Consider the following 24,017-nt stretch of genomic DNA (forward strand, 5'->3'; position numbering starts at 1 on the left):
TTAGAACTGATATGAAATATTTAATGTCTGTTGATGAAAACCAATCCCTGGACTTACTTTTAATTTACTTTCTTTTCTAGTATGAAGGTATGGGACCATAATACCGCTGGCAGCTCCCACAGCATAACCGATTAGCACATCTGATAAGAAATGATTCCCTGATTTTATCCTAAAAGCTCCTACTGTAGCTGGAATCAAAGCCGCACCTGCCCATATATATGGTTTAGCCTTAGAGTCAGGAAAATAATCACTATACACCTTTGCCGCAAAAAAGGTAGCAGTCGCTGATGCTGCCACGTGACCACTAAAAAAGGATCGTTGATTATTACTTGATAATCGGATATTACGGCTTAACTCTTCATTGTAGACTCTAGGTCTGCTTTTCTCAACTAAACCTGCCGTGATAGCAAATAATGCTCCTGTTGTTGCCATTGACTCTACATACATAACTGATATTTTACCCGCGTCTTTACGCATCCTTTTATCGATAAGAAGTAATAAAGGAGTAGCAAATGATGAATAAAATGGAATATCACTAATCTTACTGGCATTTTCATCATCATATCCAGCAGCCCACCTATCCATAAAGAAAAGATCATCTTCTGATAAATTATCTAATTTCTCATCAGTGAGATCATCCTTATTAGAAATAAGAAATAAACCATAAGCATTAAGACCTAAACCTGCTGTAACCCAAGCTCCATCTTTCCATACATTAGTTTCATAAGGAGAGTCATTCTGAGAGAATCCATCAAAAAACAAGCATATAACTAATAAGCTTGTCAAATAGATATTTTTATTCATTTTGTATTTATAATTTAATTATTACTATTCTATTTTTAAAATTTTACTAAAAATCCGAAAGAGAATCGTGCGCCATCTTCTCCACTAAAAAGTCCTAACGTTCCACTAATAGCATCTGTGCTATTGATCCACAGTCCACCACCAAAATCATGATGCCAGGTATCAGAACCTTCGTCTGATCCAAGCCAAACGCGTCCTATATCACCCCCAGCATATACCCCAATCTGAAGAGGTACTATTCTTGTTTTAAACTGATTAAAGCCATATCTGATATCTGCACTACTGGCAAAAGCTGTCTGACCTGTAAAACGCTGATTACGATAACCTCTTAATAAGTTCTCACCACCTAATTGAGCCGCTTGGTAGAATTCATAATCATTCCCGATATTAAACTGAGCCATTGCAGTGGTTTTAAGTACTAGCTTTCTATTACGTGATAAAGCATTATAAAATCCTAAATACGGTTTGAAATAGCCAAATACCCGATCAGTTTCTTCAATATTCATCTTCGCTCCTCCATTTAGTTCAAACCTCATACCTCTGGTAGGATTGACATTTATGTCATAACTTTCATAACGATAAGTTCCATCAATTCCTGCAAACCAATTTAGATCAAAAACTAATGGGTTTATTTGATTAGGCTCACTGATAAAACGATTTTCTGTAGCATCAATTTCGATACCTTCAATAGATGCTTTGTAAGCAAAATAGCTTCCCAGTCGACCATTCTTAACAGCACCAATCGTTAATCCATATGTGCTCATTTTTACACGATTGTAATCAAAATCCAATTCGTCTTGATTATTTACAGTTTCATTTCCAAAACCAAAAAAGTTGACAGCAAAATTGGGACTGGTAAATCTTGCTTCTATTAATAAATTGTAATCTCCTAGTACTCCTGCAAATTCTCCCTGATACCCTAAGTCAAAGCCTTGTGTAGCAAAATAATAACCCCCTCTAATTGAATGCTTTGTAGTAAAAGGATTGCGATTAAACCCACTTTTAGTAAAAACTGCGGTAGCACCAATCCTCATACCATCATCAGGGTTAAAACCTATCGTAGGAATAATAGCATTCGTCTTGAGTGTTTTTTCATCCTTATCAAAAAGATTAATATCATAATTGTCAGTCAAGCGAATACGAGCTCCTCCTTTACGCTTAATAGTATTTGGTTTACTCTTATGATCGTATGCTCGTATACGTCTTCCTTTCTTAAAATTATAAACATCATTATTCTGACCTCCTATAATTCTAATTTTTATCGGATTATTTCCTTTACCATACGATTCAAATACATCATCGTCATCTAATCCATAAATCCATATTTCTTTCGTTTCTTTTCTGTTAAATATTTTTTCACTAACAAGATCTGCTTTCTCGCCATCTTTAATTCTGGAAACGCTAATTTTAGTCTCCCCATTTTTAAGACGCTCTATTGTAAAATGGTCATCCTTATCAGTACCCATAATTATGGCTAGTTCAGAAATGTAATCATAATAACGATTCGCAATATCTACCAGATTACCACGTCTTGCTTTTAAATTTTTTATAATAGTATCCAGGTCCTCGCCTTTGGCTTCTTCTGGTATGTTTCTAAATGCTGCATTAATATGTTCATCAGTAAGATGTTCCTGTATATATTTTGCCTGCTCTAGCCATACTGATTTATTACTATTTTGAATCAGCGTACGATCAAGTTTTGATGCGGAGGAATTGATCCATTTTACATCTTTTAATTCTCCGTCGTATATTTGAAATTGATTTACAAAACCTATTAACCCTCTTAATGCTCCTAGGAAACCTCCATCAAAATTAGAGAATGCCTGATCACGATCTCTTGGTATTGGTCTGAATATATGATCTCCATTATCAAGCTCATATTCTGCCCATCTCCATTGATCCTGATGCCGATCCCAGTCTCCTATCAGCATATCAAACAATCGAGCCTTGATATATTTAGGTTCATCTATACTATATTTTTCATCTTCTCTTAATTTTTTATAGACATCCGCTGTACTTTCAATATCATTAGAATTACCAAAGGAAACCAGATCTTTATTATTCTCCTCTGGACGCTCCTCTATCATATATAACTCGTCCCCGTAATTTGCATTGAACTGACCAAGCATTTTTTGTTTAGGTATGTAGTATACTTTTGGATTAGTATGTAATACTCCTACAGCATCAGACAATTCAGGAATTACGGTAAAAATATAAGGATGCGCAGCTGTATAAAAATCTTTCAAAATGTCTTCTGAAATTGTGTTTTCTAATGATTCTTCTATATAGTTATTTTTAAAAACGGTTGCCTGCAAGAATTGTACTCCACTTTTCTTTAAAGCTCTCATATTATATTCTCTCCCATCTTTATCTTTAAGTCGTAACGACTTAGTTTGATGTCCTCCACCACTTCTCACCACCTCTAATCCTCCATACAACGTATCTAAAATTGCAACTTTAGCATTAATTTTTGTTCCATATAAATCTCTATAATGATCTCCCCAGATACTCTCATAAAAACCGGTTCTATCTGTTTCTTCATATTCATACACAGAGGCTGGTACTGTCTGCGTAGTAATAGTCGGTATAGAACTAACATCAAACGGGATATATTTTTTATAAATTTCTTTTTGATATACTAATGTAGGCTCGTTATTATCAGCTCCATAATATGAAACGATAGACGAACCATTTTTATAAATATCCAATCTTGCAAATCCTTGACCTCCATATGCAAACAAGCCATCATGGCTTAAGGTTGCATACGAATTCTTAGCACCGGATCCAGATACTATTTGTTTGATCCCTTCATTTTCAATGTACTGAAGAGAATGTTCATGACCGGAAGTAAAAATGATTCGTTCTGCTCCTTTAGCTAGCGTCTCCAGGCGACGCACTAATGATTTATATTGCTTATTTTGATTGTCTTGTGTAGCAATAGCTCCACTGGTTCTAATTTGCATGGCTAGTGAGCCTAATACTGGTAACGGTATTTTCTTTTGAGAAGGATAGAGATGCTTCACAGGAGCATATTGTCCACCATGAACACCATTCGTATACAAAGGATGATGTAGTGCAAAGACAATTGTTTTATCTTGATTTTTTTTAAATTCGCTTTCGATCTCAAGAAACATTGCTTCCCGGGTTTTTATCTCCGAGCAATTATCATTAATAGTGGGATGCTTATCCCAATCCTCCAGATACCACTGAGAATCGAGAATTATTAATTGAACATCATTACTAACATCAATACTAACTAGCGGGCATCCTTGTGAAGGTCTAAAAGCTTGCTTATCTCTTAATTTTTTTTCAAAATATTCTTCTTCTCTTGCTAACCCCTTTAATCCTTCGTTATACCAATCGTGATTTCCCGGAATAAAATATACTTGTCCATTAAATTCTTGTACAGATTCAATCTGGGCATCTAATCGATGTTCTGCTATCGCTCTATCTATCTCATCCTCTTCTGGCATACCATCAGGATAAATATTGTCCCCTAAAAATATAGTATAATCATCATCAGTAGCATGCCGGTCCAGGTATTTTCTTAATGCTATTAGTCCGGGAGTACTACCTCCTTTACTTGCATAACCGGCATCACCTATAAGGTAAAATGTTTTCGAAATCTCTGAATCAGCAGGAACTTGTAGAGCCTCAAAAGGCTCTCTGTATTTTGGTTCATACAATGCACAATTGGATAAAATGATTCCGATCAATGACATTATAACTGCATTTTTAATTTTCATAAAATATTTTTTATTATTTGATAATAAAATAATTACCTTGCCATTAGGATACTAATCCAGTGTATATAGTATGGTGTTTCTATAATAAGTTTAGGCAATATCTACTTCTGTAGTTCTTCTGCCACAAACGCTTCCCAGGTTGCAAATTTCTCTTCAGACATAACACGTTCCATTTTTACCTGCCCTCCTTTTTTCTTTTGCGCACCACTCCATTCATTAAATACCGAGGTAGGTATAGTAGTAACTTTTACACCTTTTAGTGCTTTTGACCTCGCCACCCTGTAATTCTTATTGGCATCTTTTAATAAATCATCTAACGCCTTAGCCAGTTCTTTTTCACTAACATCGGTATCCGTTCCTAAGTACCAATGATGGTGAAATTCGTCAGAAATTCTTGTTGCTGATAAAGTAAATTCAGGAATCTTAATATCATAAGCTTCTTCTAATGCCATCAGCGCAGTATTCATCTTATTAACAGATAATTGAGAACCAACCACATTAAGAAAGAATTTAGTACGTCCGGTAATATGAATTTCCGCGCGTTCCACATCAGTAAACTCAATAGTATCTCCAATGACATACCTCCAGGCACCCGATACTGTACTGATTAATAATACATAATCCTGATTCTTCTCTACATCTGCAATCGTAATACAGGGCGCATCTTGTTTTATAGATCCATCCTGATTAATATATGCCGGCTCAAAAGGAACAAACTCAAAGTAAATACCATTATCAGTAATTAGTTTCATCGCATCTGTATCTGGTCTTTCCTGAAATGCAATAAATCCTTCGGAAGCGAGATAGGTATCAATAACGGTAATTGGATGTTTCAGTAAACTATTAAAACTCTTTTCATAAGGAGCAAATGCCACACCTCCAGAAGTATATACCTGCAAATTAGGCCAGATATCGTGAATAGTTTCTACTTTATGATATTCTATTACCTTCTGTATCATCAGTTCCATCCATGAAGGAATCCCACTTAATGCACCAATATCCCAATCTTTTGCTTTCTCAGCAATACGTTGTACTCGTTTATCCCAATCATCAATTTTTGCGATATCTACTCCCGGTTTATAATAACCTTCAAACCAAAAAGGAATATTACTCGCACTGATACCACTAATTTCTCCTTCAAGATGACCGTCTTTTTCTTGTAAATCAGTAGAACTACCTAACATCATAATCTCCTTTTCAAAAAACTCTGCAGGTAATTCAAAATTAGATAGAGCTGCTACTTGTTTTATCCCCGCTTGTCTAATGGCACTAATCATATCATCAGTTACCGGAATTCTTTTACTTTTCTTTCCCGTAGTACCAGAACTAAGTGCAAAATAAGATGAGCTACCTGGCCAGGTTACATCTTCCTCTCCTTCCAGAATTTTTGACCACCATTCTTCTGATATTTTATGGTAATCAAAATAAGGTACGCTTTCTGCATAAGCTTTCTGAACATCTTCTGAAGCTATTATTTCTTTAAAATTATAATGAGTACCAAAACTTGTATCTGTAGCTTTAGTTAATAGTGTCTTTAACACCTCAGCCTGAGCATCTACATGATTAGGCTCTGAGGTTAAAACACCTGTTAGATTAATTAATCCTTTTACTAATGATCCTATAATTGCCATCTATGTGTGATTTTTTACTTATTGGTTTTTTAAGGTATGATATTTTCAATTTCTCTAAACTCTGTAGTACTAAATGCATATATAAAAGATACGACAGATAAAATAATTCCTATGGTAAACACTACATAAGTCACCTTCAGAAGTTTATATTTTTTATTTAGTACTACTCCTAGAAAATAAAGGTCTTTCGTAAGCATTTCATAAATATCATTTTTATTAGTAATTAATTGATTAATTGCTTTTTGATACTGATTGTAAGGCATCTTAAAGAAATTACCAAAGAAAAGAAGGTTGACTTTTCTATCTCTTACCTCCTCTTCTGTAAATTCTCCACTAGTTACTTTGGGTTGCGTAGACATGATAGATAAAATTATCGATGCTACACTGAATAATACTAAAACTAAACTAGGAATCATTAAATGCTTATTAGTGGGAGAGTCTAGCTTAGGAATTAAATTAGCCAATGCTAATGAAATGATTATAGCATTTACCGATAGTAAAATATTTGCCTTAGTATCTGCGATATCACTCAACTTGATATGATTACGTAGTGCTACTCTATACATGGTTTGTATACCACGCTCTGGGCTTTCTTCTTTATATTGTGCTTTTAGTTTTGCTTTTAATATTTCTTTATCTTTCTTTTTCCTTTTCTTCTTTTGTTTTTTTAATATATCGATCAACTGTTTATTTTTTGCCTGATCCCAGTTATTGATCGCATATTCAGTATAATATGTATGTTTTTCAGTAAAAAGTTGTATATTTTCTTTTCTCCATTCAGTATTGCTGAATGATCGTATTCCATGCAATTTTAGTTCCTCTTTCAGTAAAGTACTTACCTCAGAAAAATAATCTTTAGAAAGATGTGAAGTATCTGCATCCTTGATAATTTCTTCGAGAATATTTGTTGGCTTTTTAGTTAATTTGGTTGCCAAGATCAATTCAGTAATATTTTGAATCATAGCAGAATCAACCTTCTCTTCTTTCAAAAAATCCTTGACAATTTCGGCCCCAGCTTCTTCGTGCCCTTTAATTGTATGAATGTAACCAGTATCGTGAAACCATGCAGCGATTAGAACAAGTTCTTTATCCTTTATATCAATTTTTTCATGATCCATAATTTCTATTGCACTTTCTACAACTCGTTGTGTATGCAGATAATTATGATATAGAAAGGTATTTGGTAGTTTTTCTTTAAAAAGCTCAAATACATATTTTTCTGATTTTTCCAGTATAGAACTCATACTCAATATTTTTTATTAGATGTTTTTTAATAATTCTAAACAAAGAAAGCGATTATTTTCCCTGTTCCTGAACCAAACTTAATATTTCTTCTGGAGAGAGATATAGCCGTTTAATACGTGCTTTGTATTTTTCTGAAAGCTGTGAATGATTCAGAATAAAATCTTTAGTTGCTAATATATAGTCTTTCATGCCATGTTGCACAGCATAAGAATCCGCAGCCCGCTCTGCCTTTTTAATATATCCAGATGAAAAAAAGTATTTTAAACCAAAAATCATGAGATTCATATTACTTCTTTCTTGGTAATCCATTAAGTGACCTAATTCATGACCTAACCACCCAATCAATACTTCTTTAGAAATATCCTGTATCCGTATCACGTCTCCTTCAATATTAAATCGCTCGCTCATTAATATCACATATCTTCTTTTCTCTTTAGATCTAAACATAGATGCTAAAACAGGTTGAGCTTTCATAAAAGATTTTTTCATTGTAGAAGTAATCCTAAATTCAATCGCTGTATTATTCAGACTTGGATAATGTGATAAGGCTATAATCGCTTCTTCATGAATGAGTTCAGGAATAACTTTATTCTTAAAAAAAATAGTATCTGTTTTATTCATAAAGGTGTTAGCATTCACTGTTGCCTTACAGCATATTATAATTATTGATAGGAAATAGTAGACTTTCATTTTATGTGACGCAAGGTATTATAAAATCTATTTTTCTATTAATGCAAATGATAAAAAGACTAACTCTTTTGATTGATTGAGTCAAAAACCACACTATAAAGCACATTTCAGTATCTTGCTATTACCTTAATGAGTATGAAATAAAGAAGAAAAATGCTTTTACACCTATAAACCTATCTCGATTAACCGCTAGTATAAATTATAACTTCTCAAAATACATATCTAAGAATTTGAGACGTTCCTTTAACCACCTGACTAAGTAGTCCAGATGCTCTTGATTTGATTTATCTGCGGGCCAAATATGAAGCTCTCTTTCGTATATTTTTTCATTTTCAAAAAAATCATACGGTTTTTGAATGCTTTTAAATAAAGACGCATCACTAAATTGTTTTTTTCTTAGTTCTACCCATCGGTTTTTTAATTTTGTAACATATCCATTTGGATTAACTTTAAGCAAACGATCAAATAATCCATTACTTAAAATATCATCGGTAGTAGCAATTCTTTTACCATCTTGTATAGTTCCCAAAACTCCATCGAGATCCCAGGGTACATTAAAATAAGGTGCCCCTTGATCATAACGAGCTACATATATATTCTTACCTAGATTATCTGTAGCGCGAATCAGATTAACAAACAAAAAATAATCAATCGCATTATCGATTACAAACCTCTCTGCTATTTTCTCTGTAAATTCTTTATCACTGGAGTTAACTACAAAATCAGTAAATGCATGGATATTTTCCCAATGTCCCTTATAATCTATAAATGGATATTCCATTTTGTATCCTCCCCAATGGGGGAAAATATTATTATACTCAGGCACCTTCTGATAAGCCGGTGCTCCTTCATAACTAGAAGCTTTAAACAATTCTCCTCTCACTTTACCATTTTCGTACTTTTGAAGCTTTAATAATTTACGATCCACCTGTTCTGATAATGTATGAATACCTATATACTGATTATTTAAAAAAGCTTCTACAAAGATTAGATCTATCCCACTTTTTGCCTTGGTTTCTTCTGATAAATAATAAGGTTGATGAATAGATAACCAAAGTTTATTACAGATATAAGATCTCAATCGTATAGGCTCATTATAGAGTCCGTCCAGTATCCAGTCATCATCACTCCGCAAAGATCCAAATTTAATCTCTGTTGATTTTTCTTCTTCTCCATTCTCCCAAAATTCTAAATCATACGATTTTTTAGGAAAACTAAGAGAGATATTCCCCCTAAACTCAATTCCCGCTGAAGCAGAAAAGACGGTATCTTTGTCCGCATATGTTATACCGGATAGTCGTTTACGGTCATCAATAATAGTATCAGTACTGGTAATGTTAATAATTGGCAACGCTGTAATATACAGTGCGTATTGCTCTCCTTCTTTTGCAATAGAATAATTCTTACTCTTAGATAACTCAACAATCGGATCTTGAACCTGGTATAATCCATCAAACTCGATTGAATGAATTTCTTCCTTTATAGATGATAAGGTAGCTGATTTTTTACCATTCCATACTATAATTTTATGTTCTTTATCGATTCCATAACTTCCTTTTACTGGTGTTACCTTCGTTGAATTCTGAGAGTATATACAGGAAGAAATAATCCATAAGCATAAAAAACCACAAAGGTATTGTATCTTATTTTTCAAATGTAAAATGCGTTGATATTAATAAGTATTAAATGTAGGTATAATTAACAGGTTTTTTAGTAGAATATATAACAAAATAAGAGCGCAATAAAGGTAATTAATACCTTTATCCAATATATAGGCACAAAATAGGTTCTTTTTAATTATTTTAGAGGTTATTATCATTTATATATGAATTGTAGATTTCTTTTAATTTTCTTTGTTATTTTTATTTCTATTGGAAACGCCCAGAAAGGCACTAATAGTTCTAAAAAGCGCACTAAACTTGTTGTTGGTATAGTGGTTGATCAGATGCGATTTGATTACATCACGCGATTTAGTAATCATTATGAAAATGGAGGCTTTAAAAAATTAATTGAACAAGGTTTTTTCTGCAAAAATCATCATTTTAATTACGTGCCTACTACTACTGCGGCAGGACATGCTTCTATACATACTGGTACTACTCCACAAAACCATGGGATTATAGGCAACTACTGGTTTAACAGAAAGAAAAAAGAAAAAATATATTGTGTAGAAGATTTGAATGTTTCTCCTGTAGGAACCAGTAGTAGCAACGGGAGAAGATCCCCTTCTCAATTAGGTGTCACAACAATAGCAGATCAAAACAGATTACATACACAGATGAAGGGTAAAACTATAAGTATTTCTATAAAAGATAGAGCTGCTATACTTTCTGGTGGTCATACGGCTAATGCAGCTTACTGGTTCAGAGGAAAAGGGCAAGGTAGCTGGATATCTTCTAGCCACTATATAGATAAACTACCAAAATGGGTTATAGATTTTAATGAATCTAACATTATTGACTCTTATTTTAAACCTTGGCAAACTATGTACCCTATAGATACTTATACAGAAAGTGGCTTGGATAACACAAAATTTGAAAGAGGATTTAAAGGAAAAGAAACCGCTACCTTTCCTTACGATTTACAACAATTAAAAACACAGAATGGTGATTATGATATTTTAAGGCATACACCTTATGGAAATAGTCTTACGGTTGATTTTGCTATTAGTGCTTTAAAAGGTGAAAAACTGGGAAAAGATTCTATCACTGATTTTTTACTAGTTAGTTTTTCCAGCACTGATTACATAGGTCATAATTTTGGAGTCAATTCTAAAGAAATAGAAGATACATATATACGTTTAGACAAGGATTTAAAAAGACTTTTAAAAAATCTGGATACAGAAGTTGGCATCAATAATTATACTGTTTTTCTTACTTCTGATCACGGAGCTACCCACGTTCCGAGATATTTAAAATCAAAAAAAGCACCCGCTGGTTATTTTAAGGAAGCTTCCTTTGGTATTGCAGTTAAAAATTTTGTTAAAAAACAATATGCATTAGACAGTATTATCGAAAATATATCGAACAATCAGGTCTTCTTAAACCATAAAAAAATAAAGGAATATAAATTAAGCTCTTCTGAGATTGAGCGTACCATTGCTAAACATATGTTAGAATATAGCACTATAGACAGAGTATTTACACGTTCACAATTAGAAAACACCACTTTTAATTCGGGTATTGCTTCCAGTATTCAGAAAGGGTTTCATATGACCAGAAGTGGTGATGTTTTCTTTGTAATTAACCCATCTACTATTGCATATGCTAAAACTGGCTCGGCTCATGGAAGTGGCTATACCTATGATACTCACGTACCATTAATATTTTATGGAAAAGGAATTAATAAAGGATACACCTATACTAAAACATACGTCTCGGATATCGCTCCAACTATATCAACACTAATAGGAATTGAGCATCCTAATGGAACCACTGGAACTGTAATAACCGAAGTGATAGAATAAATTATCCCCTAACAATGAAAAAAGTTAAATTCAAAACAATCCTCAATATTATTATAGAAACCTATAAGAACTGGAGTGCCAATGATCCTTTTCAATTAAGTGCAGCTGTGAGCTACTATGCTTTATTTTCTTTTCCAGCATTATTGATCATTGTAATACAAACTGCTGGCGTATTTTATGAAGAAAGTGAAATTAAAGGAAAAATTATTAATGAAATTGGCGCTGTTTTAGGAAAAGATTCTGCACAAACGATAGAGACTATGATCACAAATGCTATTGATCAGGATCAAACGGGAATTGCTATAATCATTGGGATTGCTACGCTATTATATGGAGCTACAGGTATGTTTATTGCTTTACAAAGATCTCTGAATATTATCTGGGGAGTTAAACCGAATCCTAAAAATGAATATCTAAAAATGATTAGAGATAGAGTCTTTTCTCTAGGACTCATTTTGATCATAGGCTTTTTACTATTAACATCTCTAGTACTTACTGCGTTAATAACTGCTGTCATTAATTGGGCAGAACAGTTTATGCCAGATTTTATGATACAAATTATTCAGATTTTAAATTTTGTAGTATCACTTGCATTAATTACCGTATTATTCGCTTTAATTTTTAAGATTTTACCGGATGTAAAAATGAGATGGAGAGATGTTTGGCTTGGATCTTTTGTAACTGCACTTTTATTTAGTCTAGGCAAATCTGGTCTGGGCATCTATTTTGGTACTGCTAACCCAGGATCTACTTTTGGTGCAGCGGGCTCCATTATTTTAATTTTATTATGGGTTTCTTATTCTAGTTTAATCCTATTTTTTGGTGCAGAATTAACGCAAGTCCTTGCTGCAAAATACGGATCAGGTATTAAACCTTCTCCATATGCAGAAGAAATTTCATAATAAGGGATATCTACATATACAGGTTCTATACAAAAACTATTTAAAAAACAATTTTTATTCCACATTAAACACCATTAAATCAACTCTATAACATATTACATATTGGTTTTATTAAGAATTATTTAACTAATTCTTTCAGGATTTTTATGCATAATTTATCAAGATTTTTTAGGTCTAAATACGTACTTTAGCATTTAACCCTTATAACCTATAAACGAGATAACCCTTGTTATATGAGAGTGCTCCACCGTAAAAAAATAGTTATACCCTTACTTTTTTTGTTTTACTGCTTCTCATATGGGCAGATCGTGACAAGTAGCTCACAGTTAAAGATGGCGGAAGACTCCATGATTGTTAATCCAACCTATTCTTATCATCTACTCTTAAAACTACTTAAAAACAAAAAAAATCCTGATTCTATTAAAGCAAAGACCCAACTTACTTTAGGAAGCTATTTTAATAGTATAGGCGTTGTGGATTCTTCTTTATTTTACACTCAGAATTCTTTGATTCATCTTAGAAACAAGAAAGAATTGGCTAGAGCATACCGTATTATGGGATCCAGCTATCGCAGAGGCGGGCAATTAGATGATGCTATTAAAATATTATTTAAAAGCATTAAAATTTCTGAAGAGATTGATTACAAGGACATGATCTCTAAAGTACAATCAGATTTAGGGCTGCTCTATGCTAATAAAAAAGAATTTGATAAATCCATCCAGTTTCTAAAAGAGAGTATTGATAATGCCCAAAATGAGCAGGCAGTTTATGCTAACTATATTAATATTGGAGCTGTTTATTTTATACAAAATGATTATGATAACGCCGAGCAGTATTTTGTAAAAGCTTTTGAACTCATGCCTTCTGATAAGGATCCAAAAGTAGCTGCCTCTATCGCACTAAATATCGGTTCCGTTCTTCAAAAAAATAAAAAATACAAAGAAGCCTCTATATATTACGAAAAAAGCAAACAAATTGCCAATACCCACGGATTCAGAGATAAAAGCACGAATGCCACCATACACAAAGCACTCTTATTAAACGAATTAGGAAATATCAAAGCCGCCATTGTGATGCTCACCAATGCACTTGATGAAGCAAAAGCAATATCAAGCTTAGTTATGCAACAACAAATTCATGAAAATCTATCAAAAATATATACAGAACAAGGAGACTATAAAGCCGCTAATGCTGCCATAGTAGAATTTCATATGGTAAAAGATTCTCTTAATAAACAAACATTACGAAATGAAATTACGGAGCTTGAAGTAAAATATGAGGCAGAAAAAAAAGAAAAAGAAATTCTTTCTTTAAAGGAAGATCAGGTGGTAAAAAATGAAGAAATCAAAAGACAGGAATTATTAAAAAAATCCTCTATTATCGGCTTTCTGATCGTCCTTATTCCAATTACGGCTTTATTTCTTGTTTATTATCAAAAAATGAAGGTGAAAAATAAATATAATGCCCAGAAAGATGAAATAAACAAACAGAAGATTGATTCTTTTCTAAAAGAACAAGAATTAAAATTAGCAAACACCTATGTGATTGCTCAGAACGAGGAACGTAGCAGAATTGCCAGAGAACTTCATGATAGTATTGGAGGAAATATAGCAGCAATTAAATTACAAATGGTAGATATTCAGAAAAATAAAGGATTACAAAACACCATTATCAATCAACTGGACGAAACCTATGATCAGGTTCGAGAAATATCTCATAATTTAATTCCAAAAAAGATAAGCCAGACAGAATTTTCAAATTTAATTAATGAATATATAAATACTATAAAAAAAGTAGCCGCTCCTCACATAACTTTTATTCCACATCCCAAAGATCAAGTAGATCTTATCAACGATAACCAAAAAGCTGAAATTTTTAAAATCATACAAGAACTACTTACAAACTCATTAAAACACGCAAAGGCTAAAATTATTGAAATATGTCTCAATGCATATAGTGATACGGTCGAAATCATTTTTGAAGATGACGGTATAGGTTTTGACAAAAAGAAAGAAGCTACAGGAATTGGTCTCCAAAATATTAGAAAACGCCTAACACTTCTTAAAGCAACTATGGATATTGATTCTTCTGCCAACAGAGGAACAGCTATAAGGATACAAATCCCAATCGACAAACAATGAAACTACAAACTAAATACAAACTCATTATTGCTGACGATCATAAAATGTTTTTGGACGGCTTATTAAGTATATTAATGCACGAATCCGATTATGAGATTGTATATACAGCAAATAATGGAAAGGATATTAAGAAATATTTAGACATTAATACTAAAGAAAATATCGATTTAGCTATTCTGGATATTAATATGCCCGAAATAGATGGAGTGACGCTTAATCAGTACATCAAGAATAAACGTTCTTCGATAAAAACACTTATGGTAAGTATGCTTACAGAGCCTCAAAAAATTTATCAACTTACCCATGATGGTGTAGATGGTTATATATCAAAAAATGCCAAAAAAACGGAATTACTACATGCCATTGAAACTATTTTGCAAGGGAATAAATATTTTTCTGAAAATATAAAAAATATCTACACTAAAAGTATTTTTGATCAGGATAAAGAAGCTCAAATTGTACTCACACAAAGAGAGAAACAAATTTTACAGCTAATTGCACAGGAATATACAACTCAGGAAATAGCAGATACATTATTTTTAAGCAAATACACCATTGAGGGATATAGAACCAGCCTAATTTCTAAGTTGAAAGTAAAAAACCTGGTAGGTCTGGCAAAATATGCTATCAAACATGGATTAGTAGACTAGGGTTTTCCATTATTCAATTAGGTGGAAAACCACCTTTGACACAAAAAAGACAAACTGTATTTTTGGATATGTACCCCGTAAGAATCCAAATGATTGTTTTATGAAATATCCTTGGTTATATACAATTCCTAAGCAGCTTCATATACTTCGGTTTTTTTCTATAATATGTTTTTTACAATGTAAAAACACACCTCCTGTTTGTTTAGAACCATTACCTACAGATCATATGGTCTTAGAGGACAATTCATCAGAAAAATCTAATTCTGAAAATTGTATAACTATAGACATCCTTGATCAGAAATTCGTCTCTGATATCACAGATATCAATTTTGCGACCTTCTACACGGATTATTTGTTGCATATCTATTGTATCAAACTAACTCAAAATTTAGATCATTCTAGTAGCTCTATTAAACAAAAAGAAAAAATACTCCAAAAATTTGGGAGTGATTTTTTTGAACGCTCCAAAAATGAAGCAAAAAAAATCTATACCATGGATGTGACAGAAAATTATGGAGAACTAGACCCTAAATTACTAGAGATTTATAAAGAAAGGAGAAAGAATTAAGAAAAAACCTACCCAACGGTTTTTAATTTAATCTACAAGTTATTTTTTTCAATTAAGTAATTATCATTTGGTGGATTCAACATATAAATATCCTGACCAGAAATAAAATATTGATTTTTCTTCTTAACTAGAATAAGATCAGTTGTACTTTTTCCCTTTCTTAGGACTAAAGAATCTTTTGTTATTTTTTTAATTTGACAATCAAAGTTCTTTATCTTACCGCCATCTATCCTTATTTGAATTTTTTGATGTTCCTTTATTAAAAGTTTATAACTAATACTATGCAACTCGCCCATCTTTTCTATATCAGATAAATGAAAGTCATATACTCCTGACCATACAGTATTAAACAATTGTTTTTCTTTTTTGGTATAATTTTGATTTTTTGCAGAGTGTAATGAATCGTTTACATCAAATTTGGTGAGTTTTTGATTCTTTTTTTTAACCTCAAGTAGCTTACAATCATACTTTTTTGAAAACAACTGTTCAGTCCCTAAAAAATAATCTACATAAATATAAGCATCATCTCTAAAAATTTGAGCATGCAATTTTTTAACTCCATTTTCTTCGGGTTTGTCTTGAGCAAAATTTAAAAAATCCAGCTTTTTTAATGTGAGATCCTTTATCATATAAACCCCAAAAATACTACCATAATAATCATGCCCCTCTACGATTACAATTTCTTCATTCTCAGAACTGGTATAAAGTTGAACCCAAATATCTGGAGTTTCATAATAATCTTCAATCACTTGATTGATGGCTAAATCTTTTTTGATTATCTCTATTTCCTGAGTATTTTCATTTGAATTAATTGTTAGTATATAATCATCGCTAAAAATAAATTTATAGTGCTCTCTACCAATTAATTTTTTACGTATAAATTCTTTTTTTTCTTGAAGTCGATTATTTATCGTATCATCTAATATAACAGGGACTGCTTTCTTTTTTGAAAAATTTTGACTATTCTTTTCGAAACTTTCTTTGCAAGAGATATATACGCTTGAAAAGCATATAAAAAACAGTATAGATATTACTTTTATTTTCATTGCTTGTGATATTCTGATGTATTTCTAACCATGGTTTGTTCATCTTTCTCTGATTGACTCATTGTATCCTCATCTTTATAAGTTAAATACACACCTGGATTGCACTTATTATTTAATCCACCACCTCTTTTAATATTCATTATTTCAAAATGTACGTGGGGATTCTTTGTGGTAAAAGGAACACCATTATTCCCAGAGGTGCCAGACAAACCTATAATCTTGCCTGCATCTACCTCATCTCCTATTTGTACTTTCCTTTCTGCTAAGTGTGCATATAGCAAATAAAAGGGGCCATTATGATCAAAATTTTGACTTTCAATTTCTGTTTTATTAGCATATTTTAAGGTAAAAGGATTTTTTCTTCGATTTTTAATTGTATCCACATCAATGACCTCAATGACTACTAAATCTCCAAATAAAGATGCATTAGTTTCACTTCTTACTACTTTACCTTTAACACAAGCATATACATTAGTATAAGGTTTTGCAAATAAGTCCATTCCTGTATGTTTATTTGTATTATCTCTTATTTTTTCTCCAAACGAACCATGCCAAGGTTTCAAGCCGCCTCCTTGAGAATATAAACATAACATTGGATTATCTACAGGATCATGCCAACTACTATTACAATCGCATTTGTTTTTGTGCCCTAGACCTTCATCATAAAACTCTTGTATCTTTCTTGCAACCTCCCAAACATAAGTTTTACCTGTTGCATTCGATGCGCTATCGCTATCTTCAAAAAAGAAAGCTGGATTTTGAGAATATCCTCTTCTGCTTGACCTGATTGAACTAGTTGCATCAAAAACTACATAATTAGGATTATTACCATTGCCAGTTGCATTAGGATACAGCACTGCTAAATACATATCTGCTAATGTTTTTAGCTTTGTTTTTTTTCGTTCAAAATATTTTTCTACATAATCAAGTTGTTCTAAAACAGTCATTTCTTTTAACAAGCTTGTAGTAGTATTAAGATCGGAAGCTGCAGCATCACCAAATTGAATTAACCCTGTATATCCTAAATCATTTTGTATAGATGGATCAAATGTTCTAGCTGATTCTAAAGCCATAATTGACATGATCCAATTTGCTCCTTCTAGCGCATTATTATCGGCCAATTCTAAATTCTTTGCCATAAGAAGAACACGCTTTCTTTCCTGACAAGTAAGCTTACTCCCCCAATTTAAGATTATACAATCAGAAATTTCAAAATACGAATCATTTTCATTTTCCTTGTTTTCATCTTCATTTAAAAATTCTTCATTATGTTCTTCTTCACCTCCAAAAGCGTGTGCTTTAAGCCAAAGAAGTTTTGTTTTAGGAGTTAATGTTTCTGTTGTTGATGCAGAAGCAGGTGTTGATGTACCTCCAGATCCAGATCCTCCACCATTAGGGATGGTTAATTGTTGACCTACATTTAGTGAATTTGGGTTAGTAATTCCATTTGCTGTTTGTAATTCCTGAATACTGACATCATTCTGACTGGCAATAGTGGATAATGTATCTCCACTTTTTACTGTATAAGTTTGCGCTAAGGCTGGCACCGACCCTAAGCTATCTGGAAATGATAGATTTCCCAATGCCCCAAAACTGCTATCAGTATCTGCTGGTATATCAGAACCAAAAGATAATGGTGTCTGCGGCGTAGATTGGGCTATCTCTTGAGGAGTTGCCGGAGCCAAAGTTGCTGTCTCTTCTTCCTTTCCAGCAAGTAGGTCTTTCCATCGTTGTAAATCTTCGGCAGATTTAGGTCTTAATTTAATTTTTTTCTTTGCGATACCTTCTTCTACAACAGCTTTAATTTCTGTAATTTCATTCTCTTCTGCGTCTTGGCTTTCACTTTCCTGACCTGTTTCTTCCTCTTGTTCTTCTGTATTAGCTCCTTCGCTCTGAGAAGGAGACACAGTATTAGCATCGTTTGTAGTTCTATCTGTACCTTGTTGTTGATCTGGACTTTCAAAATTTCCTGATGCACCATTACCTAATGATCTGCCACCACTATCCTGATTTTCTGAATCATGTCCCATTCTGGATTCTTGTTGTGTATAACGTTCATTTTCGGTAGTACTCTCCTCAGCATTTTCTTCCTCCTCGGGCATTTCTAACACTGGCAATGGAGCGTCTTTACCTACTAATAATTCTTCTTTTTCCTGTATGGTAATGGTCACGGTCTCTTCATCGAGATTGGTGGTCTTTGCGACAATATACACCTCTGCTTCTAGAGGTGCATTTTCAATTTTTACATATCGGGGAGTTTTTTTATAAGTTTCGAACGATACAACTTGATGAGCACTATAACTATTCCCTTCTAATTTACTTTTAATTATGTCTTTTGTTACATATTCTTTTCTTGGATCTAAGACACTGAGAGAAGCATTTAAAATATGATCTACATCACCATCTAGTTTTTCAGGATTCGCTTTATAATTTTTATCATTATTACCATACTCATATTCATAAGGGCTACCAGGTTCATTTCCTTCATTGACATATTCTTCTTTAGCAAAATAAGCATCATTAATCCCATCCTCTTTTGCATCATTAGCCGCAGTAGAATTATTATTTAATTCTTGTGTTACACTTTCTTCACTTACCGATTCGTCTTCTGCAGTGTCAGTTGTATCCGGTGCTACCTGTCCTTGCTGATCAGGTTCGATATTAGCTGGTCTTGCTTGTGGTCTCATCTCTGGAATCTCAGGTACCTCATTCTGGATATCTTGTAAAACTTCATCTATTTCAGATACTATAGTGTCATCTGCTGGCAGAGGGCTGTCTGATGGCGATGAAACAGGACTGCCACCTATTCCAGGGGCATTAAATGCAAACACTGCTACTGCGACGACAGCAACTACTATTAATGCTATAAACATAGAATTACTGTTTTTATTAAATTAAACAATTACTTCAATCGACACCTCCTCAAGATGGATACTGGAATACCAATTAAAATCTCCTCCCATATCATGATCCTTTCTATAGTTGTAATAATTTGTAGATGTAATTAAAAAACTTTCTTCTCTAATGACCGGTTTATTACTGAAAATCACTTTTTCTTTATCTATTATTTCGCAATAGCTTATGATATCTTCTTTTTTATCTTCATAAAAACCGTACTGATCTTTGAGATAAAAACCCAGTTGCTCAATTTGTATTTTAGTATTAGTTCCTGTGGGGGCTACTTTACCAAATGCAATGACTCTTAGCATACAATTCTTAAGTAACAATCCATCAATATCATCATCAATACAAAGGGTAATATCATCAAGCACTGGTTGTTCATGAAAATGATATGAATCAAATACAGGTATACATCCATATTCTGTATTCATAATTTTTGTTTCTAAAGTCCCAAAAGTAGGTTGTAAAGAAAATTCTTCTGTTTTTAGGTCATTATTTTTAATTGCCTTTTGAACCTTATCTTTTAGAGATTTCTTTATCGTATTGGCACCTGATTTTGATATTTGCACAATCACCCTATCCAGATTTTCTTGATACAATTCTCTAAAAGAATTTGATATTTCCAATAGTTTTTCAAAATGTAGTACCTCCATTTGTGGAGTAATATCATCAGGATCTTCTTCTGGTGGAAGACAAAACCAAGTACTATGCAGCTTTTTTGCTTGCTTATAACCAGAGACAGCTAATAGTTCTGGAAGATACCTTATAAAATGAACTTTATATGGATTTGGAATTTCGTTTTCCTCTTCTCCTACACAAATAGAAAAATAAAAATCGATACAAGATGGTAGATAATTTCCTGTTGTAATGTGCTTAGCAACTCGTGTATAATACCAATAATCAATATCTAAAAAGTAACCATTTTTATCTGGTCTGATATTCATTTTGTCTGAAGTATAAATCAACGTTTTGTCATAAGCAGATATAGCACTTTTAGCATACACTTTTATGGTATATTCATTTTCCCGAATTCCAATTTCAGAAACAAAATTTACGGTGACTCTATCTTTTTCGAAGGCAAGTTGCATAGTAGTTAATTTGAAAATTCTGATGATGCTACTGTATTTGATATAGGTTCATCTGGAGTGATACTATCTACATCTGTAGGCTCAATGGATTCTGGCTCTGATTTTTGAATATGATCTTTTATAGTAATGGTAGCACCACCATAACTACATTTTATAGTAGAACATTCTAATAATGCCTTATCATTTTGTATGAGAATTTCTCCAATATTAATCCATTTTGTGGGGGCAATAATAGCTTTGCATGGGATTTTTTGCTTAGGACTTTTTATACATTTACCACTAAACTTAAGGTTACTCTTTTGATTATCCTTTACTGTCGCCCAGGTTTTATCTTGTAATTTAACAGCATTAGAGGTTACTACTAACTTTCCTATTGGTTTGGTACATAGAGAACATTCTATTTTTGCATTATTACATACATATTTTTTTCCGCTCATATCCGATTTCATTAGAGTTGCTTAGTACACGTATAATATTGTTCTTTACTATAATCACGACCATAAGAGGTACATACCTTTAATTGCATATTTTTTAATAAACCTGCTTCTTTAGCGTATGTACTTGTACCTTCGTACGCATCTAAAGTAATTCCTTGAATACTTTTAATATTCTTTCGTTGAAATAGATTGTTAATTTTAGTAGTGTATGGTTGCTGTTCTATTAAATTTCCGCGAATTCCAAAAACTATATGTTGATCATTTTCTTGTTGAAATATTATTTTTTCCTGTATAATTAAAGGTAATTGATAACAAGCATTCTGTAGAATATACAATCTTCCTTTAGCATCTTTTTCGTCATTAGTATATATGGTACCATATACATCATTAAGTAATGATTTATACAATCTATATTGTTTACAATCTAGTAATAGTTTATGATGATCTCTTATTTTCCTCTCTATCCCTATCAAATACCGTTCAGATGCTTGTCCTACATAATGTGTTTTTAATTTACTCTTTAGTATATTCCATTTAGCTATTATTTCCGAATGATTTAAAATCTGCAATAGTTCGCCTTGTTGATTTATTTTAAACTCCATAGTGTTTAAAACACCTGAAATCTCTCGATTAAAATTCTCCTGTTTTTTAAGAACCGAATTCAATATAACCTGATGCATCGTAGTTTTGATGGTAATCTTAAAAAACTGATGGTCTAATGGATGTATAGTAACTTCCATCTTTCTATCTAATTCCTGCTTCTCTGAATATTCGAAACAATTGATTACAGAATTGATTTTCTGAACATAAGTAACTGGCTCCAGAAGAGGCTTTATTTTTAGAACAGCTTGATCATACGTATATAACATAATTTTACCCTTTACTTATTTTTACATCTGCATTTCCTTGTAATGTAGAAACGCCCTTTGCATGCATTGTGAGATCACCTGCTAATGTTACAAGACTGGCACTTCCTGCGGATTGCACATATGATAGATTAACATTTACTGATTTTGTTTGTGAAGCAAACTCTATACTATTGCTTGTATGTACCTGATGATTTTTAGCGATTCTCTCAGTTTTATCATTACCTACATTAATATCTAAATTCTCTTCTACGTTTAGCTCCATATTCTTAGCATTAAATGTCATTTTTTCTAATGCCGTAATGGTGATATTATTATTAGCTGTATCAATATTAATAAAATTCTGATTTTTATCGGTAATGGTTATAAACTCACCTCCCTTTGTATCATTCAATTCTATGGTATGACCACTACGGGTGCGTATCGCCTTGACATCATTTTTATCTGTATTCCAACTTTTAGAATTAGCGTTCCCATTATACATCGCTCCTAATACAAAAGGACGCTCTGCATTACCGCCCTCAAATCCAATCAATACCTCTTCTCCTATCTCTGGTATAAAATGAAAGCCTTTTTCCCCACCAGAATGAGGAGTCATCACCCTTAACCAAGGCGTATACTCTCCCAGTGGCTTCTGCCATTGAAACTGAACCTGTATCCTACTCATTCCTTCTGGATCTGCATTATCAGTAACCACTGCTATCTGATTAGTACTACTAGGGTGTGCCATGATATTAGTTTTAGGGTACACATCCTGTTCTATAGAAACTCCCTCAAATTGATTTACATATTTTCCGTTTTCTGTAGCTGCATGCTTTACTTTGGTAATCCTGAATTTACCCTGATCGCCTTCGCCTCCCTGTATCTTAACTATCCTTCCTAAACTCACTCCGGGATTATCACTCTTACCACTGATTAGAACCTGTTGCACTTCGGCTGCCTTCTTTTGCTCTTCTACCAGTGTATCCAGACGTTGTTTTACTTGTGCATCATTGTAGGTGTTTAGAAAAACATTGGTCTTATGGGGGTACATCTCCTGACTCTTTCTCGATGCAAAACCATTATAACCATTCATAGCTCCACCACTTACATCGGTAGTAGCCATTTCGTGTTGATCATCGGTAAGATAATCATTAGTGAAAAAAGAATAACTATTAGATATAGGACGTAAATTTCTCGAAAATTCTTGCAGATCAACTCCATAGGTCAATGAGACTTCATCTGTATTCTGAGGCTTTCCAAAAATCAATTCCTCACCATCATAATAAAACCATTCGCCATATTGAGAAGCCAATCTACTCGCATATCCATAACTACTCTCTCCATTTTGAACAGAATAATGTAGAGAACTACTTAGTTTGGGTTGAATGACTGTACTTAATTTAGAACGGTCATACTTCTGGAAAACCGTATTCAGAATAGAAACTAAGTCAACATCACTGTAGGAGGCATAATGAGGACCATCATCTGTAAGTATAGAATTACTATTAGCAGTAATCACTATGAGGTCTCCGGTTTGATTCAAAAAACCTTTAGTACTCTTAACTTCTGTAACAATGCCATTAAATTTTAATTCTGCATAACCGCTTACGGCTTTTAATGAGGATACGGATACCTGAATCGTTTGTCCTAATAAATCTTTACTCTCATCTTCTGAATTTTTAGAGATACGCTCTAATACATCCCGCCTGCATACTAATCGCAGATTATGATGCATATCAATCTCCTGATCCAGAGTTAATTCTTTAAAAGCGCCTATAAGACTACCTCCTATATATATTTGAATATTCGACTGAAGTGCCATATCTTAATTTTAATTTAAAAAATGTTTAAATA

The 24,017-nt window shown here is 32.9% G+C and carries 17 protein-coding genes; 5 read left to right on the forward strand and 12 right to left on the reverse strand.

From position 1 onward, the window contains the following. The 6 genes from ABD816_RS00920 to ABD816_RS00945 all read right to left on the reverse strand — a co-directional run bounded on the left by ABD816_RS00920 (position 1) and on the right by ABD816_RS00945 (position 9,770). The gene (locus tag ABD816_RS00920) at positions 1 to 804 is read right to left on the reverse strand and encodes a phosphatase PAP2 family protein (RefSeq protein ID WP_344923919.1); all 804 of its coding nucleotides are present in this window, start codon (positions 802 to 804) and stop codon (positions 1 to 3) included. A 35-nt stretch (positions 805 to 839) separates the two neighbouring features. Next, on the reverse strand, positions 840 to 4,550 hold the full coding sequence (locus ABD816_RS00925; RefSeq protein ID WP_344923921.1) for a metallophosphoesterase: 3,711 nt from the start codon (positions 4,548 to 4,550) through the stop codon (positions 840 to 842). Positions 4,551 to 4,651: 101 nt separating this feature from the next. Continuing rightward, positions 4,652 to 6,181, reverse strand: a complete 1,530-nt coding sequence (locus tag ABD816_RS00930; protein ID WP_344923923.1) for a GH3 family acyl-acid amido synthetase — start codon at positions 6,179 to 6,181, stop codon at positions 4,652 to 4,654. A 29-nt stretch (positions 6,182 to 6,210) separates the two neighbouring features. Continuing rightward, positions 6,211 to 7,425, reverse strand: coding sequence for a Pycsar system effector family protein (locus ABD816_RS00935; protein ID WP_344923925.1), 1,215 nt, complete (start codon positions 7,423 to 7,425; stop codon positions 6,211 to 6,213). Between the two features lie 52 nt (positions 7,426 to 7,477). Continuing rightward, on the reverse strand, positions 7,478 to 8,047 hold the full coding sequence (locus ABD816_RS00940) for a hypothetical protein (RefSeq protein ID WP_344923926.1): 570 nt from the start codon (positions 8,045 to 8,047) through the stop codon (positions 7,478 to 7,480). 268 nt (positions 8,048 to 8,315) lie between these two features. Beyond that, positions 8,316 to 9,770 (reverse strand): CotH kinase family protein, encoded by a 1,455-nt coding sequence (locus ABD816_RS00945; protein WP_344923927.1) that lies wholly within the window; start codon positions 9,768 to 9,770, stop codon positions 8,316 to 8,318. A gap of 171 nt (positions 9,771 to 9,941) precedes the next feature. Between ABD816_RS00945 and pafA the strand changes: the two genes are divergently transcribed. The 5 genes from pafA (at position 9,942) to ABD816_RS00970 (ending at position 15,843) form a co-directional block, all read left to right on the forward strand. Continuing rightward, positions 9,942 to 11,582, forward strand: coding sequence for an alkaline phosphatase PafA (pafA, locus tag ABD816_RS00950; RefSeq protein WP_344923928.1), 1,641 nt, complete (start codon positions 9,942 to 9,944; stop codon positions 11,580 to 11,582). Between the two features lie 14 nt (positions 11,583 to 11,596). Then, on the forward strand, positions 11,597 to 12,484 hold the full coding sequence (locus ABD816_RS00955; RefSeq protein WP_344923930.1) for a YihY/virulence factor BrkB family protein: 888 nt from the start codon (positions 11,597 to 11,599) through the stop codon (positions 12,482 to 12,484). 332 nt (positions 12,485 to 12,816) lie between these two features. Then, positions 12,817 to 14,625, forward strand: coding sequence for a tetratricopeptide repeat-containing sensor histidine kinase (locus tag ABD816_RS00960; RefSeq protein WP_344923932.1), 1,809 nt, complete (start codon positions 12,817 to 12,819; stop codon positions 14,623 to 14,625). After that, complete coding sequence (locus ABD816_RS00965; protein ID WP_344923934.1) at positions 14,622 to 15,275, forward strand: response regulator; 654 nt, start codon at positions 14,622 to 14,624, stop codon at positions 15,273 to 15,275. Before ABD816_RS00960 ends, ABD816_RS00965 begins: the two co-directional genes overlap by 4 nt. Positions 15,276 to 15,375: 100 nt before the next feature. Next, positions 15,376 to 15,843, forward strand: a complete 468-nt coding sequence (locus tag ABD816_RS00970) for a hypothetical protein (RefSeq protein ID WP_344923936.1) — start codon at positions 15,376 to 15,378, stop codon at positions 15,841 to 15,843. A gap of 32 nt (positions 15,844 to 15,875) precedes the next feature. Here ABD816_RS00970 and ABD816_RS00975 read toward each other — a convergent pair whose 3' ends face one another. From ABD816_RS00975 to ABD816_RS01000, 6 genes are read right to left on the reverse strand one after another with little or no spacing between them, the layout of a single operon-like run. Next, complete coding sequence (locus ABD816_RS00975) at positions 15,876 to 16,889, reverse strand: hypothetical protein (protein WP_344923938.1); 1,014 nt, start codon at positions 16,887 to 16,889, stop codon at positions 15,876 to 15,878. Then, positions 16,886 to 19,762 (reverse strand): peptidoglycan DD-metalloendopeptidase family protein, encoded by a 2,877-nt coding sequence (locus ABD816_RS00980; protein WP_344923939.1) that lies wholly within the window; start codon positions 19,760 to 19,762, stop codon positions 16,886 to 16,888. The genes ABD816_RS00975 and ABD816_RS00980 overlap by 4 nt, the downstream gene beginning before the upstream one ends. Positions 19,763 to 19,783: 21 nt before the next feature. Then, entirely contained in the window at positions 19,784 to 20,878 is a 1,095-nt protein-coding gene (locus tag ABD816_RS00985) for a DUF6402 family protein (protein ID WP_344923940.1), read from the reverse strand. 5 nt (positions 20,879 to 20,883) lie between these two features. Continuing rightward, on the reverse strand, positions 20,884 to 21,327 hold the full coding sequence (locus tag ABD816_RS00990; protein WP_344923941.1) for a DUF4280 domain-containing protein: 444 nt from the start codon (positions 21,325 to 21,327) through the stop codon (positions 20,884 to 20,886). Continuing rightward, on the reverse strand, positions 21,327 to 22,184 hold the full coding sequence (locus tag ABD816_RS00995; RefSeq protein ID WP_344923942.1) for a hypothetical protein: 858 nt from the start codon (positions 22,182 to 22,184) through the stop codon (positions 21,327 to 21,329). Before ABD816_RS00995 ends, ABD816_RS00990 begins: the two co-directional genes overlap by 1 nt. A gap of 4 nt (positions 22,185 to 22,188) precedes the next feature. Further along, positions 22,189 to 23,985, reverse strand: coding sequence for a type VI secretion system Vgr family protein (locus ABD816_RS01000; RefSeq protein WP_344923944.1), 1,797 nt, complete (start codon positions 23,983 to 23,985; stop codon positions 22,189 to 22,191). Positions 23,986 to 24,017 lie beyond the last annotated feature (32 nt).

This window comes from Aquimarina addita, assembly GCF_039539305.1.
Taxonomy (GTDB): Bacteria; Bacteroidota; Bacteroidia; order Flavobacteriales; family Flavobacteriaceae; genus Aquimarina; species Aquimarina addita.

Excerpts from the sequence above, each read along its gene's own strand:
- ABD816_RS00920 (WP_344923919.1), bottom strand. The coding sequence starts at position 804 with ATGAATAAAAATATCTATTTGACAAGCTTATTAGTTATATGCTTGTTT.
- ABD816_RS00925 (WP_344923921.1), bottom strand. The coding sequence starts at position 4,550 with ATGAAAATTAAAAATGCAGTTATAATGTCATTGATCGGAATCATTTTA.
- ABD816_RS00930 (WP_344923923.1), bottom strand. The coding sequence starts at position 6,181 with ATGGCAATTATAGGATCATTAGTAAAAGGATTAATTAATCTAACAGGT.
- ABD816_RS00935 (WP_344923925.1), bottom strand. The coding sequence starts at position 7,425 with ATGAGTTCTATACTGGAAAAATCAGAAAAATATGTATTTGAGCTTTTT.
- ABD816_RS00940 (WP_344923926.1), bottom strand. The coding sequence starts at position 8,047 with ATGAATAAAACAGATACTATTTTTTTTAAGAATAAAGTTATTCCTGAA.
- pafA (WP_344923928.1), top strand. The coding sequence starts at position 9,942 with ATGAATTGTAGATTTCTTTTAATTTTCTTTGTTATTTTTATTTCTATT.
- ABD816_RS00955 (WP_344923930.1), top strand. The coding sequence starts at position 11,597 with ATGAAAAAAGTTAAATTCAAAACAATCCTCAATATTATTATAGAAACC.
- ABD816_RS00960 (WP_344923932.1), top strand. The coding sequence starts at position 12,817 with ATGGCGGAAGACTCCATGATTGTTAATCCAACCTATTCTTATCATCTA.
- ABD816_RS00965 (WP_344923934.1), top strand. The coding sequence starts at position 14,622 with ATGAAACTACAAACTAAATACAAACTCATTATTGCTGACGATCATAAA.
- ABD816_RS00970 (WP_344923936.1), top strand. The coding sequence starts at position 15,376 with ATGAAATATCCTTGGTTATATACAATTCCTAAGCAGCTTCATATACTT.
- ABD816_RS00975 (WP_344923938.1), bottom strand. The coding sequence starts at position 16,889 with ATGAAAATAAAAGTAATATCTATACTGTTTTTTATATGCTTTTCAAGC.
- ABD816_RS00980 (WP_344923939.1), bottom strand. The coding sequence starts at position 19,762 with ATGTTTATAGCATTAATAGTAGTTGCTGTCGTCGCAGTAGCAGTGTTT.
- ABD816_RS00985 (WP_344923940.1), bottom strand. The coding sequence starts at position 20,878 with ATGCAACTTGCCTTCGAAAAAGATAGAGTCACCGTAAATTTTGTTTCT.
- ABD816_RS00990 (WP_344923941.1), bottom strand. The coding sequence starts at position 21,327 with ATGAAATCGGATATGAGCGGAAAAAAATATGTATGTAATAATGCAAAA.
- ABD816_RS00995 (WP_344923942.1), bottom strand. The coding sequence starts at position 22,184 with ATGTTATATACGTATGATCAAGCTGTTCTAAAAATAAAGCCTCTTCTG.
- ABD816_RS01000 (WP_344923944.1), bottom strand. The coding sequence starts at position 23,985 with ATGGCACTTCAGTCGAATATTCAAATATATATAGGAGGTAGTCTTATA.